Annotated in this window: 16 protein-coding genes; 10 read left to right on the forward strand and 6 right to left on the reverse strand. The window is 66.3% G+C overall.

Annotated elements, in window-relative coordinates:
- Positions 1-405: 405 nt before the first annotated feature.
- The 9 genes from rpmH (at position 406) to ACFULV_RS05770 (ending at position 8,147) form a co-directional block, all read left to right on the forward strand.
- Positions 406-549, forward strand: a complete 144-nt coding sequence (gene rpmH / locus ACFULV_RS05730; RefSeq protein WP_082843828.1) for a 50S ribosomal protein L34 — start codon at positions 406-408, stop codon at positions 547-549.
- Between the two features lie 22 nt (positions 550-571).
- The gene (rnpA, locus tag ACFULV_RS05735) at positions 572-991 is read left to right on the forward strand and encodes a ribonuclease P protein component (protein WP_378634616.1); all 420 of its coding nucleotides are present in this window, start codon (positions 572-574) and stop codon (positions 989-991) included.
- Positions 988-1,287, forward strand: coding sequence for a membrane protein insertion efficiency factor YidD (gene yidD, locus ACFULV_RS05740; RefSeq protein WP_378653526.1), 300 nt, complete (start codon positions 988-990; stop codon positions 1,285-1,287). Before rnpA ends, yidD begins: the two co-directional genes overlap by 4 nt.
- A gap of 4 nt (positions 1,288-1,291) precedes the next feature.
- On the forward strand, positions 1,292-2,371 hold the full coding sequence (gene yidC / locus ACFULV_RS05745; RefSeq protein WP_378634619.1) for a membrane protein insertase YidC: 1,080 nt from the start codon (positions 1,292-1,294) through the stop codon (positions 2,369-2,371).
- Positions 2,372-2,396: 25 nt separating this feature from the next.
- Positions 2,397-2,933, forward strand: coding sequence for a R3H domain-containing nucleic acid-binding protein (locus ACFULV_RS05750; RefSeq protein WP_056822606.1), 537 nt, complete (start codon positions 2,397-2,399; stop codon positions 2,931-2,933).
- 84 nt (positions 2,934-3,017) lie between these two features.
- Complete coding sequence (rsmG, locus tag ACFULV_RS05755; protein ID WP_378634622.1) at positions 3,018-3,764, forward strand: 16S rRNA (guanine(527)-N(7))-methyltransferase RsmG; 747 nt, start codon at positions 3,018-3,020, stop codon at positions 3,762-3,764.
- A 1,510-nt stretch (positions 3,765-5,274) separates the two neighbouring features.
- The gene (locus ACFULV_RS05760) at positions 5,275-6,270 is read left to right on the forward strand and encodes a ParA family protein (RefSeq protein ID WP_378634625.1); all 996 of its coding nucleotides are present in this window, start codon (positions 5,275-5,277) and stop codon (positions 6,268-6,270) included.
- A 33-nt stretch (positions 6,271-6,303) separates the two neighbouring features.
- Positions 6,304-7,341, forward strand: coding sequence for a ParB/RepB/Spo0J family partition protein (locus tag ACFULV_RS05765; protein WP_378634626.1), 1,038 nt, complete (start codon positions 6,304-6,306; stop codon positions 7,339-7,341).
- An 80-nt stretch (positions 7,342-7,421) separates the two neighbouring features.
- Positions 7,422-8,147: a GNAT family N-acetyltransferase gene (locus ACFULV_RS05770; RefSeq protein ID WP_378635240.1), complete on the forward strand. Its 726-nt coding sequence runs from the start codon at positions 7,422-7,424 to the stop codon at positions 8,145-8,147.
- A 58-nt stretch (positions 8,148-8,205) separates the two neighbouring features.
- Here ACFULV_RS05770 and ACFULV_RS05775 read toward each other — a convergent pair whose 3' ends face one another.
- The 6 genes from ACFULV_RS05775 to ACFULV_RS05800 all read right to left on the reverse strand — a co-directional run bounded on the left by ACFULV_RS05775 (position 8,206) and on the right by ACFULV_RS05800 (position 16,336).
- Entirely contained in the window at positions 8,206-9,417 is a 1,212-nt protein-coding gene (locus ACFULV_RS05775) for an N-acetylmuramoyl-L-alanine amidase (RefSeq protein WP_378634629.1), read from the reverse strand.
- Positions 9,418-9,549: 132 nt separating this feature from the next.
- On the reverse strand, positions 9,550-9,882 hold the full coding sequence (gene trxA, locus ACFULV_RS05780) for a thioredoxin (RefSeq protein ID WP_189031738.1): 333 nt from the start codon (positions 9,880-9,882) through the stop codon (positions 9,550-9,552).
- Between the two features lie 32 nt (positions 9,883-9,914).
- Complete coding sequence (trxB, locus tag ACFULV_RS05785) at positions 9,915-10,901, reverse strand: thioredoxin-disulfide reductase (RefSeq protein WP_378634632.1); 987 nt, start codon at positions 10,899-10,901, stop codon at positions 9,915-9,917.
- Positions 10,902-10,989: 88 nt separating this feature from the next.
- Entirely contained in the window at positions 10,990-11,730 is a 741-nt protein-coding gene (locus tag ACFULV_RS05790; RefSeq protein ID WP_378653530.1) for a hypothetical protein, read from the reverse strand.
- 96 nt (positions 11,731-11,826) lie between these two features.
- Positions 11,827-12,423: an RNA polymerase sigma factor SigM gene (sigM, locus tag ACFULV_RS05795; RefSeq protein ID WP_378635242.1), complete on the reverse strand. Its 597-nt coding sequence runs from the start codon at positions 12,421-12,423 to the stop codon at positions 11,827-11,829.
- 295 nt (positions 12,424-12,718) lie between these two features.
- Entirely contained in the window at positions 12,719-16,336 is a 3,618-nt protein-coding gene (locus tag ACFULV_RS05800) for a murein biosynthesis integral membrane protein MurJ (RefSeq protein WP_378653532.1), read from the reverse strand.
- Positions 16,337-16,990: 654 nt separating this feature from the next.
- Between ACFULV_RS05800 and ACFULV_RS05805 the strand changes: the two genes are divergently transcribed.
- Positions 16,991-17,608 (forward strand): hypothetical protein, encoded by a 618-nt coding sequence (locus tag ACFULV_RS05805; RefSeq protein ID WP_378653535.1) that lies wholly within the window; start codon positions 16,991-16,993, stop codon positions 17,606-17,608.
- The last annotated feature ends 23 nt before the right edge of the window (positions 17,609-17,631 follow it).

Below are 17,631 nucleotides of genomic sequence, written 5' to 3' on the forward strand. Positions count from 1 at the left end.
GTGGCAGTGAATGGGGCTGGACCTGCGGTTCTTCAGCAATCCCCCGGCTACAGAGGTTAGCTGGCCGCGCCACGCAACGCCAGGGGTGTGGAAGAACTCACGAAAAGTGGCTGCATGCGTCACTGCGGCCCGGGCGTGTCGTGCCTGGTCGGGCCAGACCTCTGGTCCGTTCGGGCGTCCGGTAGCCTTGACCTGTGCCGGTGACAGGTACGTGGGGGCCGAGTTTGACCCGTCCCTTCGGGATAAGTACCCTCGTACAGTCACCCCTTGGCGCGGTTGGCGGCTGTCTGCTGCACACCGATCGCCAAGGCAATCTGTGCGTAGACCGCGGTCCGCAGCGCAGACAAATCATTTGTACAGACTTCGGGCGCCGAATGGTGCCCACCTACTACAGGAGTGTTGACCGTGGCCAAGGGCAAGCGGACGTTCCAGCCGAACAACCGTCGTCGGGCGCGCGTCCACGGCTTCCGTCTCCGGATGCGGACCCGTGCGGGCCGCGCCATCGTTGCGGCGCGTCGCCGTAAGGGCCGTACCGAACTGACTGCCTGATCGCGCGTAGTCGGACGCTCGGGTGTTGCCTGAGCCGTATCGGTTGCACCACCGTGCCGAATTCTCCCGCACGGTGCGCCGCGGTCAGCGAATCGGGAGGCGAGATCTCGTCGTACACGCGCTCACGCACGCGTACGACGATGTCGCCGACGGCGATTCTCTGGTCCGCGTAGGTGGTCCTCGGTTCGGACTGATTGTCAGCAAGGCGGTGGGAAACGCGGTGGTTCGCCACCGGGTGGCCCGCCGCCTGCGTCATATGTGCGCCCAGGTGGTCGATGAACTGCCGGTCGGCACCGATGTCGTGATCCGGGCGCTGCCCGGCGCCGCCACCGCCGATTCCGCCGAGTTGCTGCGCCAGCTGCGCACCGGCCTGCGCAAGCTCGGCTTGCGTGGGGAACCGGAGCTCGCGCTCGGTCGCACCTCGGCCGGTGAACGGCGATGAGGACCCTCACCCGCCTGCCCGCGAAAGCCTTGATCGCCCTGATCGAGCTCTACCGGACCTATGTCTCCCCCACCCGGATGCCGATCTGCCGGTTCACCCCCACCTGCAGTGAGTACGCGGTGACTGCTTTGCGTACCCACGGGTTGGTCGTCGGATCGGCACTGACGGTCGTGCGGCTCGCGAAATGCGCGCCCTGGCACCCTGGAGGGTGGGATCCCGTGCCTGAGCGCGGGTCGAATGCCTGCACAAAGTCATCGCCCGCGCTGATCGGCGATACGAACGACGGGAGTACCTAGAGCCGTGCTCGACATCATCTATTGGCCGGTATCCGCAATTCTGTGGTTCTGGCACAAAGCCTTCGGCTTTGTGTTCGGGCCTGACAGCGGTCTCACTTGGGCACTGGCGATCGTGTTCCTCGTGTTCACGCTGCGCCTGGTGCTGTACAAGCCGTTCGTCAAGCAGGTACGCACAACCAAACAGATGCAAGAGCTGCAGCCCCAGATCAAGGAGCTGCAGAAGAAGTACAAGAACGACCGCGAGACCATGGCGAAGGAGATGCAGAAGCTCCAGAAGGAGCACGGCTTCAACCCGCTCATGGGCTGCCTGCCCGTCCTGGTGCAGGTGCCGGTCTTCCTCGGTCTGTTCCACGTGCTGCGCTCGTTCAACCGTACGGGCACCGGCTGGGGCCAGATCGGGATGTCGAACTACGACAACGCGCACACCGCGAACTACATCTTCAGCGCGGCCGACGTACAGTCCTTCCTGAGCGCTCGCATCTTCGGTGCGCCGATCGCGGCGTTCATCACCGCGCCGCCGGAGCAGCTGGAAGCATTCGCGGACTGGGGTGGCACGCCCACCAAGCTGAGCATCGCGCTCGTCGCCGTCCCGCTGATGATCATCGCCGGCCTGGCAACCCACTTCAACGCTCGCGCCTCGGTGCAGCGGCAGACGCCCGAAGCCGCCGCCAACCCGCAGGCCGCCATCATGAACAAGTTGTCGCTGTGGGTCTTCCCGCTCGGCGTGATGGTCGGTGGCCCCTTCCTGATGATCGGCATCCTGCTCTACTGGGTGGCGAACAACATCTGGACCTACGGACAGCAGCACCTGGTGTTCGGCCGGATGGAAAAGGAAGACGAAGAGCGCAAGCAGAAGAAGCTGGAGCTGCGGTCGCAGAACGCGCCCAAGCCCGGTGCCAAGCCGGTCGACGTCCGCAAGAAGCAGGACGCCCCGGCCGTCGATGACGAGCCTTCGGTGAACGGCACCGCGGCGACCAACGGCACCCCCAAACAGTCGGCCAAGCAGGGCGGTGGCAAGCGCAGGCCCGGCGGGCAGCAGCGGCCGGGTAACCGTGGCCGTGCGAACCAGAAGCGTAAGCGCTGAGACGCGATCGGATAGAGGGAATCCAATGACTGTTGAGACCGAGACCGACGGAGGGGACGCCACTGTGGCGACGACTGCTGTTGACGTCGTGAACGACGCCGAAGAAGCGTTGATCGAAGAGGGCGAGATCGCCGGCGACTACCTCGAGCAGCTACTCGACGTGCTCGACTTCGACGGCGATATCGACCTCGATGTCGAGGGCGACCGCGCCATCGTGAGCATCGACGGCGGCCGTGATCTGACCAAGCTCGTCGGACGTAACGGTGAAGTGCTCGACGCGCTGCAGGAGCTGACCCGGCTCGCCGTGCAGCAGGCGACCGGCGTGCGTAGCCGGCTGATGCTCGATGTGGCCGGTTGGCGCGCGCAGCGCCGGACCGATCTGAGCGAGATCGGCGTCGCCGCCGCCAAGCGGGTGCTTGAGTCGGGCGCGCCCGAGGCGCTGTCCGCGATGACTCCGTTCGAGCGCAAGATCGTGCACGACGCTGTCGCCGATATCGAGGGTGTGGCGAGCGAGAGCGAAGGCGTCGAGCCGAATCGTCACGTGGTGGTAGTGCCCGAGTAGGCTGACTTCCGCCGTAACCACGAACGATGTGATTAGGCCTCCGGTCTCGGACCGGGGGCTTTTTCATTGCCATCACTCGGAAGGATGTTTCACGTGGAACGAGAACTGGGTGCGCCGGCCGACGAGCTGGAACCGCCCGCCGCCGCTGCCCGAGTGTTCGGCGACCGCTTGGACATCGCCCGCCGGTACTACGCGGCGCTGGCGACGGCCGGTGTGGAACGCGGTCTCATCGGTCCCCGTGAGGTTCCCCGGCTATGGGAGCGCCATATTCTCAACTGTGCTGTCATCGGCGAGCTGATCGATGAAGGCGCTTCGGTTGTCGATATCGGCAGTGGTGCCGGGCTTCCTGGAATCCCCCTCGCGATCGCCCGGCCCGACCTTCGCATCACTCTCGTGGAACCGCTGCTGCGTCGGACGATCTTCTTGAGCGAGTTCATCGAAGAAGCCGGGTTGGATGTCACGGTGGTTCGCGGTCGGGCGGAGCAGTCCGGTGTGATCAAAGAAGCGGGCGGCGCGGATGTCGTCACTTCGCGCGCGGTGGCTCCTCTCGCCAAACTCGCCCACTGGTCGCTCCCCCTTCTTCGCGACCACGGTCGCATGCTCGCTCTCAAAGGAACCAGTGCCGCCGAAGAACTCGAGCGCGACGGTGCCGAGCTGATTCGCGACGGTGCTACCGATCTCCGGGTTGTCGGGTGTGGTGCCGGCATCGTGGAAATCCCCACTCTTGTCATCAGTGCCGAACTTCTCCCCCGCGCCGAGCGTCCGACTCGTCGCAGTGAACGGAAAGCCGCCGGGGTGGAGAAGAAGGCTCGGAAGCGTCGCGAATCCTGATCGGCCTGAAATCTCTTCCATTTAGCGGGTTCGCGCGTTTCGTAACGTGACGAATCTTGCCGAGGGTCGTTGTATGGGCTTGGGGCGGGTCTATTTTTGGTAGTTGCGGATGGGTGTCGCGTTCGGGGAGCGGAAGTGTTTCACGTGGAACGCGACAACCTCTCCTCTTCGTTGTTGATCGAACTTCGTATGCGTCGTGCGTACTTCGCTAGTCGGGTTTGGGTCGTGGTGGATTCGCTCGCTCGGTTTGAAGCGGAATGCCATCTGTTGGGGAAGTGCATTGGCTGTGAGTCGGGACAGGTCTGGTGAGATCGAATCTTCGGCTCACGGGTCGGGGTGATCGTCGGGCGTCCGTTGGGTGGGGTGAGCGTCGGCGAAGTCGAGGGCGAAAATCTGGCGGTCTGTTGTGTGGCAGATCCTGGGATGGAAGTTGCCGTGAGCGAGTGTGTTCGGCAGTTATGTGTTTGCCGATCAGCAATGGGCGTTGGTGTCCGATCGGAAGATGTGTGGCATCGGGTCTTCTCGGCGGCGCAGCTGGGTTCCGCTTCTCTTGTTGAGTAGCGCCACAGTGGTCGTCGCGGGCGACGCGTTCGGCTGGACCCTCGTTGACTGCTGGGTGTGTGGAGATCGGGGTGGAGATAGTCCGGTGGTGATCGGGCGTCGTTCGGTTCACGTAGGGGTGGGGTCAGAAGCTAGGCGGGTCGGATGTCGGCGAGACGGGCTGAGACTGTGAGCCGATGATTCATGTGGATCTGTTTGAGATGGGGCTCGGGGCGAGTGGTGAATTGGTTGGGGTGCTGTGCTGATGCTGAGGGGTGCTTCTCCGCTGACTCCGGGTGCATGGGTGATGGGGAGTGCGGGTGGGATTTGTGGCTGGGATTGGGTGTTCGGTAGTCCCAGGGGTTTGAGGCTGTGTTTGTTGGCGCGCTGGCGCGCGCGTGTCCGCGGCCCTGAGGGGCCGCCGGTTAGCGCTCGAGACTCGCGCCTGCGGCGCATGCGCTTCGAGCGCTAACCGGCGACCCGGCCGCGGACCGGCCACTTCGTGGCCGCCGCTCCCTAGGGGTCGCGGGGGCGGGGTTGGGAGTGCGGTCATGGCGGATCTGGGGAGTGCGGTGTGGCTGGGAGTGCTGTCTGGTTGGGAGTGCGGATTCCAGACGGATCTGAGGACGGGGTGGATGGGACGGTCTGAGTGTGGGAGCTCTCTGGGCGAGCTCGGCTCATGCGTTGAGGCACTCATCGGCCGTCTGATTGTGTTGCCCACTTCCCGGTTGTTTCCCGTGAAACATCGGCCGTGGGCTCTAATTTGTGAGTGTTGGGTGTGTCCTTGTCGGCGTGCCGCGATTCAGCTTTCCTAAGTGTCCTGGGGCTGGCAAGCTGTCAGAGTCGGGCGGGAGTGAGCCACCCTCCTCGAGTCTTCGAGTTCTCCACCGACACAGTTTGTTTGTGACGACACGGCGCCGACGTTCGTCGGGGATACGTGATCTGAAGTTTCTCGGGTAAGGAGCAATCTATGTCGAGCGGTCCGGCGAATGTTTCACGGGAAACAACGTCGCGGGTCCCGGGGATGCTGGATTCCAGCAGCTTCGACGCGGAGACGTTCGGGAATACTCCTTTCGGGCATATCTCCCCGGCCGAGACCCCGATCGCGGCGGAAGCGCAACGCGCCAGCCAGATTCTGCATCCAGGAAAGGTCACTGTGCCGAAACCTCGCGAGCAACGGATCATCACTATCGCCAACCAGAAGGGCGGCGTCGGTAAGACGACTACGACGGTCAATCTCGCTGCGGCGCTAGCGCACCAGGGAATGACGGTCCTTGTGGTCGATCTTGATCCGCAGGGCAACGCGAGTACGGCGCTGGGCGTCGCACACAACTCGGGTGTGCCGTCCAGCTACGAGCTGCTCATCGGTGAAGTGACGGTCAAGGACGCGATCCAGGTGAGCCCGCACAGTGAGCGATTGCTGTGTGTCCCGGCCACGATCGACCTGGCCGGCGCGGAGATCGAACTGGTCTCTATGGTCGCCAGGGAAGGGCGGTTGAAGACCGCGATCCGTGAGGCGGGCATGGTCGGCTTCGACATCGACTACGTGTTGATCGACTGCCCGCCCTCCCTCGGTCTGCTCACGGTCAATGCGCTCGTGGCGGCCAAGGAGGTGCTGATCCCGATCCAGTGCGAGTACTACGCGCTGGAGGGAGTCGGTCAGTTGCTCCGCAATATCGGGCTGGTGCAGGCGCACCTCAACCCGGAGCTACACGTGTCGACCGTCCTGCTGACGATGTACGACGGCCGCACCAAGCTGGCGGACCAGGTGGCCGAGGAAGTGCGCAACCACTTCGGCGATGTGGTCCTCAAGTCGATGATCCCGCGCAGCGTGAAGGTCTCGGAGGCACCGGGCTACGGGATGACCGTGCTCGATTACGATCCAGGCTCGCGCGGTGCGATGAGCTACATGGACGCGGGGCGCGAGCTCGCCGCTCGTGCGCAGCTGAAGCAAGACGCGTCTTAGCGTGAGTTGGAACGAGGAAGGGATCGGTAGCCGATGAGTCAGGCGAAAAAGGGCGGTCTCGGTCGCGGGTTGGCCGCATTGATCCCGACGGGTCCGGCCGTGGCGCCGGGCTTGAGCAGTGCCGCCGCGAGCGTGATCGGGATCAATCCGATCGGCCCGCAACCGGCTGAGGCGTTCCTGCATCGTGTTCCGGACGCGGAGCCCGCGCCGGAGCCCGAGCCCGAATCCGATCTGGTCTCCCCCGGCGGCGCGGTGTACCGCGAGGTGCCCGCGGACCTGATCGAGCCGAACCCGAAGCAGCCACGTCAGGTCTTCGAGGAAGACGCACTCGCGGAGCTCGTGCACTCGATTCGCGAGTTCGGTCTCATGCAGCCGATCGTCGTGCGCCGCGTCGAACCGGGCGTCGACAAGTTCCAGTTGGTCATGGGCGAGCGCCGCTGGCGCGCATGCCAAGAGGCCGGACTCGCCACGATCCCGGCGATCATCCGGGACACCGACGACGGCTCGATGCTGCGCGACGCGCTCCTGGAGAACATCCACCGCGTGCAGCTGAACCCCCTCGAGGAGGCGGCGGCCTATCAGCAGCTGCTCGAGGAGTTCGACGTCACGCACGAGGAATTGGCTTCGCGAATCGGTCGCTCGCGGCCGGTGGTGACGAATATGATTCGTTTGCTGAAGCTGCCGATTCCCGTGCAGCGTCGGGTGGCCGCCGGGGTGCTCTCGGCCGGACACGCCAGGGCGCTGCTCGGTTTGGATGCCGGCGCGGACGCACAGGAAGAGTTGGCTGCACGAATCGTCCGTGAGGGAATGTCGGTTCGGTCTACGGAGGAAGCGGTGCAACTCGCGAACCGCGAGCCCTCGCCGACCGCTCCCCCGGCGCCGAAGCGTAAACCGATCCACATGCCGGGTCTGCAAGATGTTGCCGAGAGACTGTCGGGTTCCTACGACACCCGGGTCACGGTCAGCCTCGGCAAGAACAAGGGCAAGATCGTTGTCGAGTTCGGGTCCGTCGAAGATCTCGAGCGCATCGTGGCGCTGATGGAGCAAGTCGGCCCCGAAACGTCACTGTGACTGAAAGAGGCGGCACGTACTGTGGATAGTGATGTGGCGTGAGCGTGGATGAATCCGACAGCTGGAGGCTGAACAGAGCGGTGTCGACCAGCGTCACGGCTTTGACTCTCGACGGGCTCGGTCAGCTCCCGGCGCACACCCGGCGGTGTGTGTTCTGGGAGCTCGACCCGGCCGTCGCCGCGGACTCGCACGCGTTCAGCGATCCGGTCTTCGAAAAGGAAGCCTGGCTCTCGACGGTGATGCTCGAGTGGGGTTCGTGCGGGCAGGTGGCCCACGTGGACAACAACCTCGCGGGCTGCGCGCTGTACTCACCCCCGAGTGCCGTGCCACGTTCCGCGCTGTTCCCCACCTCCCCAGTAAGCCCGGACGCGGTCCTGCTGACCACGCTGCAGGCCGAATTCCCCTACGACGAGGCCGATGTAGCCCATCGCCTCGTTCAGGCCGTGGTGGCCGATCTGGTGCGTCGTGGCGTGCGGGCACTGGAAGCGTTCGGCATTCGCAACGGCCCACCGTCGAGTTCGGTGGCCGATCGCGGCTTCGGATCGTCGATGCGGCTGATGGAACGGATCGCGGCGCCGCTGCGGGACCCGTCGTCGGCGACGAGGTGCACTCCCGAAACCTGCATGATCGACGCGGATTTCCTCGCCGAGGTCGGTTTCGAAGTGGTGGCCCCGCACCACCGCTTCCCCCGGCTGCGCCTGGAACTCGACTCCGATCACGGCTGGAAGGAAGACGTCGAGCGCGCGCTCGACCAACTCCTGGCGGCGGCGTCGATGGAACCGCCCTCGCGCGTCGGCGCGCACTGACCCGAGACAACAAGAACGGCCCCGCGGACAACCGCGGGGCCGTTGGTCTTGTGTGGGGCTAGACGCGCGGGGCGGGCACGTTGCCCGCGTCGGCGGCCGCCAGTTCTTCGGCGAGCAACTCGGCAAAGGTGTAGGTGCCGGTCGGCTGGTCGTCCTGGCCGAGCAGATAGAGCCGCTTCACCGAGATCAGAATCGCTTCGGCGATCACGTCGCGCATGCGCGGGTTGGTGAGGACCGAGGCGTCGTAGTCGTTGGTGAGGTAGCCGAGGTCGACCTGCACGGTCGGCATCTTGGTCAGGCGCAACAGGTCCCAGGTGCGCTGATGAGTCCGGCAGTCCTGCACCGAGGTTCGGGCCACCACTTCGCGCTGGATGAAACCGGCCAGTACCTGACCGATCATCGACACCGAACCGTGCGAGTTGCCCCAGTAGAAACCGGCCACTCCCTTCGCGGACGGATTATCACTGGTCGCGCAGCGCAGCGAGATCATCAGGTCGGCATCGAAGGCGTTGGAGGTGTCGGCGCGTTCGGCATCGGTGGGGTTGGCGCCCCACGGCCGGGACAGGAAGGTTTCCATGCCGGTCGCGGCCATCCGGCCTTCGAGCCTGGAAGCGAGATCCCACAGGATCTCCGACTCGTAGACGTCGCCGTACTCGGTGGGCACCGCGAAACCCTTGTCGGTGCCGCCGAATCCGGGATCGATGACGATCCGCTTGCCGGTGAGCTGCGGGCCCGCACGGTGCACCACTTCTTCCTCGGCGATGCGATGCGGGTTGCCACCGGTGACGCGCGCGCCGAGCAGATCCAGCGAGCGCAAGGTGTCGGGTCCGCAGATACCGTCGGCGGACAGGCCGATCTCGCGCTGGAACGCGCTGAGCCCGTCGTGGGTGTGCGGGCCGAAGTGCCCGTCCACCCGGTACACGTAGAAGCCGAGATCCTGCAGCTTGCGCTGCAGGGTGGCCACGTCGTCACCGTAGAGCGGCGCCGACAATTGGTAGATCAACGTGCGAGCACCCAGCCGGTAGGAGGCTTCCTTCAGCGCGCGATAGGTGGCCGGACCGACCACCCCGTCGACGAGGAGACCGCGCTGCTGCTGGAACGCGCGGATCGCCGAATCGAGGGGCCTGTCGAACACCGCCTCGGTATCCTTCCAATACTCCGGTCCGTCAGTGGATTCGACGTGTGGGAGATGCAGGAAACCGAGGCTTGCGAGGGTGCTCCGAACCTCTGCGACGGCTGGTCCTGAATCGCCGTGACGAAGTCGGTGCATGCGTGAGAGCCCTTTCCTTCGGCCGGAGCGTCCGTCGATTGTCTCAGACCCGGGCCGCTTTGCGGGAATCCCGGGTCCAGGCATCCTACGGCGCGTCGGCCGGTAGGAAGCGCTTTTGTCGGATGCTCTGTGTTAGATGAGACCGTCGAGCTCGCGCAGCAGCGCCGCCTTACCTTTCGCGCCGACGATCTGCTTCACCGGCTTGCCACCCTGGAACAAGATCATCGTGGGCAGCGACAGGATCTGGTAGTCGCGGGCGGTGCCGGGATTGGCCTCGGTGTCGAGCTTGGCGATGGTCAGCTTGTCGGCGTGGGTGCCCGCGATCTCCTCCAGCACGGGGGCGACCATCTTGCACGGGCCGCACCAGTCGGCCCAGAAGTCGACGAGCACCGGCTTTTCGCTGAGCAGGACGTCGTCGGCGAAGGACTGGTCGGTGACGGTGATGGTGTTGGCACTCTCGGCCATGGGTGTCTCCTCGACAGGGGTGGAACTCGAAATCAGTTGGCGCGCACAGCGGCCGGGCCGTCGGCGTGGTCGAGCGTGTTGGCAGTGATGTCGCCCTGCTCGGCGAGCCAGCGTTCGGCGTCGATCGCGGCGCGGCAGCCGGTGCCCGCGGCGGTGATCGCCTGCCGGTAGGTGTGGTCGACGAGGTCGCCCACGGCGAAAACACCCGCGACATCGGTGGCGGTGCCCGGATCGGTCACCTGCACATAGCCTTCACCGTCGAGTGCGACCTGGCCCTTGACGAGTTCGCTGCGCGGATCGTGCCCGATGGCGACGAACAGGCCGGTCGCGTCGAGCTCGGACTCCGCGCCGGTGCGGGTGTCGCGCAGGGTGAGGCTGGTGACGCTCTTCTCACCGTTGACCTTCACGACCTCGGAGTTGAGCTGGAACTTGATCTTCTCGTTGGCCTTGGCGCGCTCGAGCATGATCCGTGACGCACGGAACTCCTCACGGCGGTGCACGATGGTGACGCTCGCGGCGAACTTGGTGAGGAAGGTCGCTTCCTCCATGGCGGAGTCGCCGCCGCCGACCACGACGATGTCCTGGCCCTTGAAGAAGAAGCCGTCGCAGGTGGCGCAGGCGCTCACGCCGCGGCCGAGCAGGTCCTGCTCCCCCGGCACGTTCAGGTAGCGCGCGGCCGAACCCATCGCGAGGATCACGGCGTAGGCCTCGAAGGTCTCGTCACCGACGGTGACCTTCTTCACGGGGCCGGACAGGTCGATCGCGTCGACGTCCTCGGTGCGCAGCTCGGCGCCGAAACGCTTGGCCTGGTCGCGCATCTGCTCCATGAGATCGGGGCCCATGATGCCGTCGCGGAAGCCGGGGAAGTTCTCCACCTCGGTGGTGGTCATCAGGGCGCCACCGAACTGGGTGCCCTCGAAGACCAGCGGCGAAAGCTCCGCGCGCGCGGCGTAGACGGCCGCCGTGTAGCCGGCGGGCCCTGAGCCGACGATGATCAGGTCGCGAACTGGCGTGCTCATGGGGACCTTCCGAGAAGTAAAGCTGGGACGTGTCGGTCAACAACAGCCTAAACGGTGTTGTTCCCGGTATTTCCTCGCGGCTGGTCCCTCAGCCGATGTCGCGCAGGGTGAGCCGTTCCGGGGTGCCGGTGGTGCAGCCGGTGCCGACCACCAGGGCGGTGATGGTGGGGGCCTGCTCGCCCTGGACGAGGACCAGGACGGCGTCGGAGCCACGGAAAGTGATATTCGACGCTCCCAGCACCGCGCGGTCGATGCCGTTGGCTTGCACGCAGCGGGTGAGGGCTGCTTCGTCGGCCAGCGGGCCGATCACGTCGCGTTTGCCCAGCGCGCGTAGTGCGGCGGCGGTGGTGAGTTCGTCGGCGGCCGCAGGTTCGGTGAACGGCGCGGCCGTGGGGGTGCCCTCGGTGGTGTCGAACGTGCTGAACACCGCGCCGGCGCCCGCCAGGACGGCCACGGTGGCGGCGGCCGCGGCGAGTAGCCCCAGTCGGCGCCGGGAACGGTAGCGATCCAGCGAGATCGGGGCCTCGTCGGCCGGTGTGGGGGGAACGGCCGCGAGCGGCGTGATGCGCTCGGTCGGGCCCTCCCCCGCGTCGAGTTCGGCGACGAATCGGAACATGCGGTCGGCCACGTCGTCGGGCATGCGGTGCATGACCCGCTCGTCGGTGGCGAGCGTGCGGAGGTGGGTGTTCACCTCGTCGAGCTTGTTCAGGTAGTGCAGCGCGTCTTCGTCGGTGCGGACCACGGGCCACAGCTGCTCGCACAATTCGGGCGCGAGGTTGTCGGCATGCAGATCGGCCAGCAGTTCCGACGGGAACGGAGGCTGCGGCACGGATCGAGACACCCTCGCACCTCCCCTGTTCTGTCGATATCGGATCGCAGGATTTACATCGCTGACTTGTTCGTCACTGTTAATGACGCATCCCGACTACATCCGGTTCCCTGGATCCCGGAAAAATTCCAAACGTTCTTGCAAACGTACGCGCGCTCGGGCGCATCGGCTCTTGATCGTGCCCGGCGCCACGCCGAGCGCAGCGGCGGTTTCGGCGACGCTGCGGCCCTCCATCTCGGTCATGACCAGGGCCAATCGTTGTTCGTCAGGGAGGGTGAACAGCGCCTCGCTCACGACGGTGGACAGTTCGTAATGCGCGAAGGCGTCGTGCGGGTCGACCGCCTCGGGCATGGTGTCGGGCAGGATCGACACGGCGCGACGGGTCTTGTTGCGCCGGATCCGGTCGAGGCAGGCATTCACCACGATCGCGTGCAGCCAGCTGCGCACCTCGGATTCGGCGCGGAACGAGTCGGCGGTGCGATGGGCCGAGAACAAGGCGTCCTGCAGACAGTCGGCGGCGTCCTCGCGGTTGTAGGACGTGCGCAGCGCGGTCTGCCACAGATGGTCGGAATGCCTGCGCAGCAGTTCGGCGAAGACATACGGTTCCCCGCGAACGTGGGCGGCAAGCAGTTGCTTGTCGCTGCCGTTCTCCAGGAACGAGCGGACGCTGGGCGCGACCTGCCGCGGTGGCACACCGCGGACTTGCTCGTTGACATCCGGCGACAAAACTGACCCCTTGGACAGCGCTCATTACGGCGACTTCGAGCCGACGAACAAGGCCGATCCATCACCTGACTACAACGCGGCGTCCAGGATCGACGTCAACAAATCCTGGGTAACTCTCAACCGAGAGCGCGGGGGGATCATATCGTTGATAACAATTACGCACCAACCGGACCGCGGTTCGATGAAGATCGGCAACGGGCCCGGAAATGATCGACCACCTGCACAGATAGCAGAGGTGGGAGAGTTTTACGGCGCGATGAGACTAAGGGGCCGCGTCGAAGCGGACGTCGGCGATCGCGGTCTGGAACTGACCGCCGGAATTCGCCAGGCCGGTGATCCAGACGAGCACGAAACGAGCGGCCTGATCGGTCTGCACGGCGATATCGGTGATGCCGTCACCGAGCTTGGCCGAACCGATCAGCTGGGTCTGGTCGAGAGTGGGCGCCTCGGTGGGCGAGGTACGGATCTCGACCGTGCTGCCCACACTGGGTGAGGTGATCGACACATTGGTGAGCTTGGCCGGCGTCGGCAGCGTGGCCAGCAGCCCCACGCCCTTCTTGAGGGCGGGGAACTGCTGGAAGTACTGATCTGTGCGCCACACCGTCGCCGCGTTGTGGTCGAGGACCGCGCCCGCCGCCGCGGCGCCGTCGGGGGTGCCCTCCGGGGAGAACACCGCGGCACCGGTGACCGGCACCGGCACACTCGTCGGCGGCGCCGCGGGGTCGTCGGCGGGCGGTGCGGACGCCGCGGGCGGCGCCACACTCGAGGTGAGGCCGATATTGATCTGCTGGTCCAGCGGCTTGTCCGACGCGCCGGGCGCGAAGATGCTGACCATCCACCAGATCAGCACGCCGACCACCAGCGCGGCGAGCACGCCGAGGCCGACCATGATCCACATCATCCGCTTGGAGCGTTCCCGCTCGGCCGCGAGCAGTTCCGGGTCGGCGAGTGAATCGGCACCGGGGGCCACAGCCCGCTGACCCAGACGTAAGACCGGAATGAAGTCGGTCTTCTGATCGACGACCGAGGCCTGCTCGAGCACGTGCTGCACGGTGGCAGCGGTACGCACGCCCTTGTTGGACTCCAGCGAGCGAACCGCGACGGCCGAGATCTCGAACGGCACCTCCGGCCGGATCTGCCGCGGTTCCACCGGCGTGCCGTCCGGCCCGAAATCGGCCAGTCGCAGACCGCCGATGGTGGCCGCCGACCCGGTGACACCGCCGACGCGAATCGGCCAGCGTGCGGTGATCAGGGCGTAGAGCATCGCGCCGAGGCCACGGACGTCGCCTTGCGCGTCGGAATCGCCGAGGGTGCCGGGGAACGCGAGGACGGCGTCACCGGAGGCACTGATCCGGATCCGATCGGGGTGATCGATCGACAGCGAGCCGCCGCCACGGTGAGCGAGTTCGGCCGCCGAGGCGAGCGCCCTGATGGCCCGGGCCGCGCCGACCGGCGACGGCACGGTCTCGGCCATTTCGCGCAGCGAACGACCGGGGGTCCACTCGGCCACGACGATGCCGCCGGAGCTGCCACGGACCACGTCGAGGACTCTGGCCAGGCCGGGCGAATTGATCCGGCCCAGCCGCAGCGTGCGCGACAGCACCGCCTGCGGGCCGTCGTGACCGGAGTTCTCGCCCGAGGTCTGATCGGCGTCCACGAAGGTCAGCGCGACCTCGCGATCGAGCTTGATATCGAGTGCCTGCCAGAACTTCAGCCCGCGCGCACCGCCGTGACCGGCCAGCAAACGGTACCGGCCACCGGCGACGGACGCGCCGGGGATGAGCTTGGGGCCACGCTGCCCACGGTTGGCCGCGGCGCTCGGGGGCACCTGCGGTGGAATCGGCAACATGCCGGTGTCGTATGTCGGATCGTGCGGCGGCATGGCCGAACGCGCGCCGTCTTCGTGCGTATCGCCTTCGTCTGGCGCGTCGGTATGCTCGGAATCCGTCGAGTTCGGCGCATCGGGCCCGACCTCGGTGGACATTCCTGCTGCCGCGCGCGCCGCAGAATCAGCGGCCGGGACGCCGCCCACCGCGTCATCGCTCACCCTCGGTCCTCCTTCGGCCTGAAAACCCGTGTCGGTCTGCGGAACAGCGTACGGGAACTGTGCTTTACCGGTGCTGTCAACAGCGCCCGGTCGAATGACGGGAAGCACCATGGTCTGGGTGTCCAAAGACTGCCCGTATGCGGGGAATCCGTAGGTATCGGGACGGCGCAGGACGGTGGTCGCGTAGATGTCGTCTGCCGGGGTGTCGTCGAGTCCGAGATCCGGCGCAGGCGGGGTGATGCCGAGCTTGCGCGAGATCGCCACGGTGATGGCGACGACCTCGGGGATACCGGCCAGACGCATCAGCCCGAAGGCCACCGAGAACATGACCAGCGAATCGATGACGACACGCAGCAGCGAGCCGGCGCCGCCGGAGACACGGTCGAGTCCGGTCACCGTGTCGACGATCAGCATCACCGCGCCGCCTGCGATCGAGGCGAGCAACACTCTGGTCACAGTTCGGCCGACATTGACCATGCGCAGGTCGCCGAGGCTGCGGTGCAGCAGGAAACCTCCGACTACCGCTCCGGCGGTGAATCCTAGGCCGGTGGCCACACCGAGAATGATCACCACATCGTCGCTGTCGCGGGCAAGCACCGGCGCGAGGGCTGAGAACAGGACCTTGATTGTCGTGATGCCGAGGATGATCCAAGTCGGCGTCCACGCTTGTTCGCGCGCGTAAAACACACGCAAATGGATGAGCACCAGCGAATACGGAATCAGCGAGAACGCCGACCAGCTCACTGCGTCGCCGAGACGTGCGGCATCCTCGGAGAAGCGGGCGTAGCCGTAGAGTGCCTGGCCGATCTCGGGGCCCGCAAGGGTCATGAATGTAACGATCGGGATCAACGCGATCATCGTCAGTCGAGTGGCAACGGACAGGTCGTCGACCACCGCAGGTGTGTCGTCGTCGGCGGCGCTTCGGCTTAGCCTTGGCATGATCGCCGTGAGCAGGGTTACTCCGATCACGCCGTAGGGCAGCTGCAACAGCGCCCATGCGTTCGAGAAGATCGCGGGCCCTGCTTCGTCTGCAGAGGAAGCGATGTTGTTCGCGACCACAAAGCCGATCTGGCTGATCAGTACGTACAAGATGATCGCGACGCCCATCCTGCCGAACTGCTTGAGGCGTGCGTCGACTCCCCAAAGGGGACGCAAATTGATCCCGTGTCGGCGGATCGCGGGTAGCAAACTGAACGCCTGTGTTGCCACGCCTGCGGTGACACCGATGCCCAGAACCAGCAGCTTCGGGTCGCTCATGCGAACCGGATCGAGGGTGATCTCGCCGGGTGTCAGGGCGTAGACAGCCAGAACCGTCAATGCGACCAGGTTGTTCATAACTGGAGCCCATGCACCCGGCTTGAACGCTTGCCTGGTGTTGAGGATCGCGGTGAACAGCGCCGACATTCCGTAGAAAAGAATCGCTGGTGCCAGTAGGTATGCGAGCGCGACGGTCAGGTTCGTGTTCACCTTGCCGTCGGACGAGACGAGTACGTGACCGGCCAGAATCGGCGTTGCCGCCAGCGTCAGAACTGTAGCGACGAACAGCACCGTAAAGGCCGCTGTCACCAATCTGCGGACGAACGCGGCGCCGTTGTCGTCGTCCTCCTGTTCTGCGCGAACCAGAGTCGGCACGACGATGGCAGTGAGTACGGCGCCGAGGACGAGCTCGGCGATCATGTTCGGGATCAGGTTCGCCGAGATGAACGCACTCGCGATGGCCGGACCGAGCACCGTCAGCAACAGCAGCTGCTTGGCGAATCCGGTGATCCGGCTGATCAGCGTCGCGACCGCGATCGAACCCGAGTCCTTGAGCAGCTTCGCGTTGGCACTCATCGGGGCGCCGCCCGCTTTGTCGGCAGGTTCGGCCGCTACCTTCTGCGGCCGGGCGATGACCTGAGTCCGCTCCGCTGACCCGGCAGGCACACCGCTCGCGTTCCGTCCACGATCGCCGAATCCGGCACTTGCCTGGCGCCCATCCCGCGCGGGATCCGCGGCGGGCATCCCCGGGAAACTCCCCCGCGGTGGCACCGGACGTCCCTGCTCCGGCGGAGCTTGCCTGCGGCCACCAACCTGATCGGGCCGATCCTGTCTCGGAATGGCGCCGGACTGCCCACCACGCGGCGGGACGGGTCGTTGCTGAGGGAATTCGCCCGACGGGTTCGGCCCGGATCGCCGCGGGGCGAATCCGTCCGGTCCGGGTCGTTGCTGCTGGGGGAACTCGCCCGAGCGCCCGGCGGAACCGGGTCCGGGGCGCTGCTGTTGCGGAAACTCACCTGAGCGCCCGGCGGAACCGGGTCCGGGGCGCTGCTGTTGCGGAAACTCACCTGAGCGCGCGCCGGAACCCGTTCCGGGGCGCTGCTGGGGAGGTGCGGGGCGACCGTCCGGCCCGTAAACAGGAGGGCGCGGTGGCCGGCCGGGCGGACCGGCAGGGGGCTGCGGCGGGCCGGGAGGGCCGCCGACACCGGGGCGCGGGGGCGGGCCGGGACGTTGCTGCTGCGGGAATTCACCCGAACGATTCGCCTGGCCGGGCGGTCGTTGACGGGGAGCGGGCCCGCGCCCTTGGCGTTCGCCCTGCGGCGTTCGTTGCTGATCCGGGCGATAGTCGGCCGGTCGTGGTTGACCCTGTGCCGGGCGGAACCCGGCCGGTGGCTGTTCAGTGGGGCGACCGGGAGCCGGCGCAGCGCCGTGATCCGGCCCGGGACGGTATCCGGCCTGTTCGGGGCGCACCCCGGGCCGAGGACCTGGCGCGGCGGGCCGCTCACCGGGATGACGTGGCGCGCCGGGCAGATCCACCGCGGGCCGATTCCCCGGCTGACGAAATCCACCGGGCTGTTCGAACGCCGGATCACCGGGGCGTACCGGCGGTCGGCCATCGCGAGGTGCGGGGTCCGGTCGATGACCAGGCGCGCCGGGCCGCCGATCCACGTGCTGTGCGGCCTCGTCGCGGTCGGCGTCGTGTCCGGCCGTCATCCCGCGTTCCCACGGAGCACTGGGCGCCCGGCGCAGGGTCGGGTCGTCGTCGTGGTCACGCCGATGAGCGGAATCATCGTCGCCCATCATGCCTCCTGTACCCGGCGTAACCCGCGAATCCCGCCGGTCCGATGAGCGTTTCGCTCACCAGTGCCACT

Source organism: Nocardia sp. NPDC057272 (assembly GCF_042668615.1).
Classification (GTDB): Bacteria; Actinomycetota; Actinomycetes; order Mycobacteriales; family Mycobacteriaceae; genus Nocardia.

Bases quoted from the DNA above. Each gene is read 5' to 3' on its own strand.
- trxB (WP_378634632.1), bottom strand. From the start codon at position 10,901: ATGAGCACGCCAGTTCGCGACCTGATCATCGTCGGCTCAGGGCCCGCC.
- ACFULV_RS05765 (WP_378634626.1), top strand. From the start codon at position 6,304: ATGAGTCAGGCGAAAAAGGGCGGTCTCGGTCGCGGGTTGGCCGCATTG.
- ACFULV_RS05750 (WP_056822606.1), top strand. From the start codon at position 2,397: ATGACTGTTGAGACCGAGACCGACGGAGGGGACGCCACTGTGGCGACG.
- ACFULV_RS05760 (WP_378634625.1), top strand. From the start codon at position 5,275: ATGTCGAGCGGTCCGGCGAATGTTTCACGGGAAACAACGTCGCGGGTC.
- yidD (WP_378653526.1), top strand. From the start codon at position 988: ATGAGGACCCTCACCCGCCTGCCCGCGAAAGCCTTGATCGCCCTGATC.
- rsmG (WP_378634622.1), top strand. From the start codon at position 3,018: ATGTTTCACGTGGAACGAGAACTGGGTGCGCCGGCCGACGAGCTGGAA.
- ACFULV_RS05800 (WP_378653532.1), bottom strand. From the start codon at position 16,336: ATGAGTGCCAACGCGAAGCTGCTCAAGGACTCGGGTTCGATCGCGGTC.
- trxA (WP_189031738.1), bottom strand. From the start codon at position 9,882: ATGGCCGAGAGTGCCAACACCATCACCGTCACCGACCAGTCCTTCGCC.
- ACFULV_RS05775 (WP_378634629.1), bottom strand. From the start codon at position 9,417: ATGCACCGACTTCGTCACGGCGATTCAGGACCAGCCGTCGCAGAGGTT.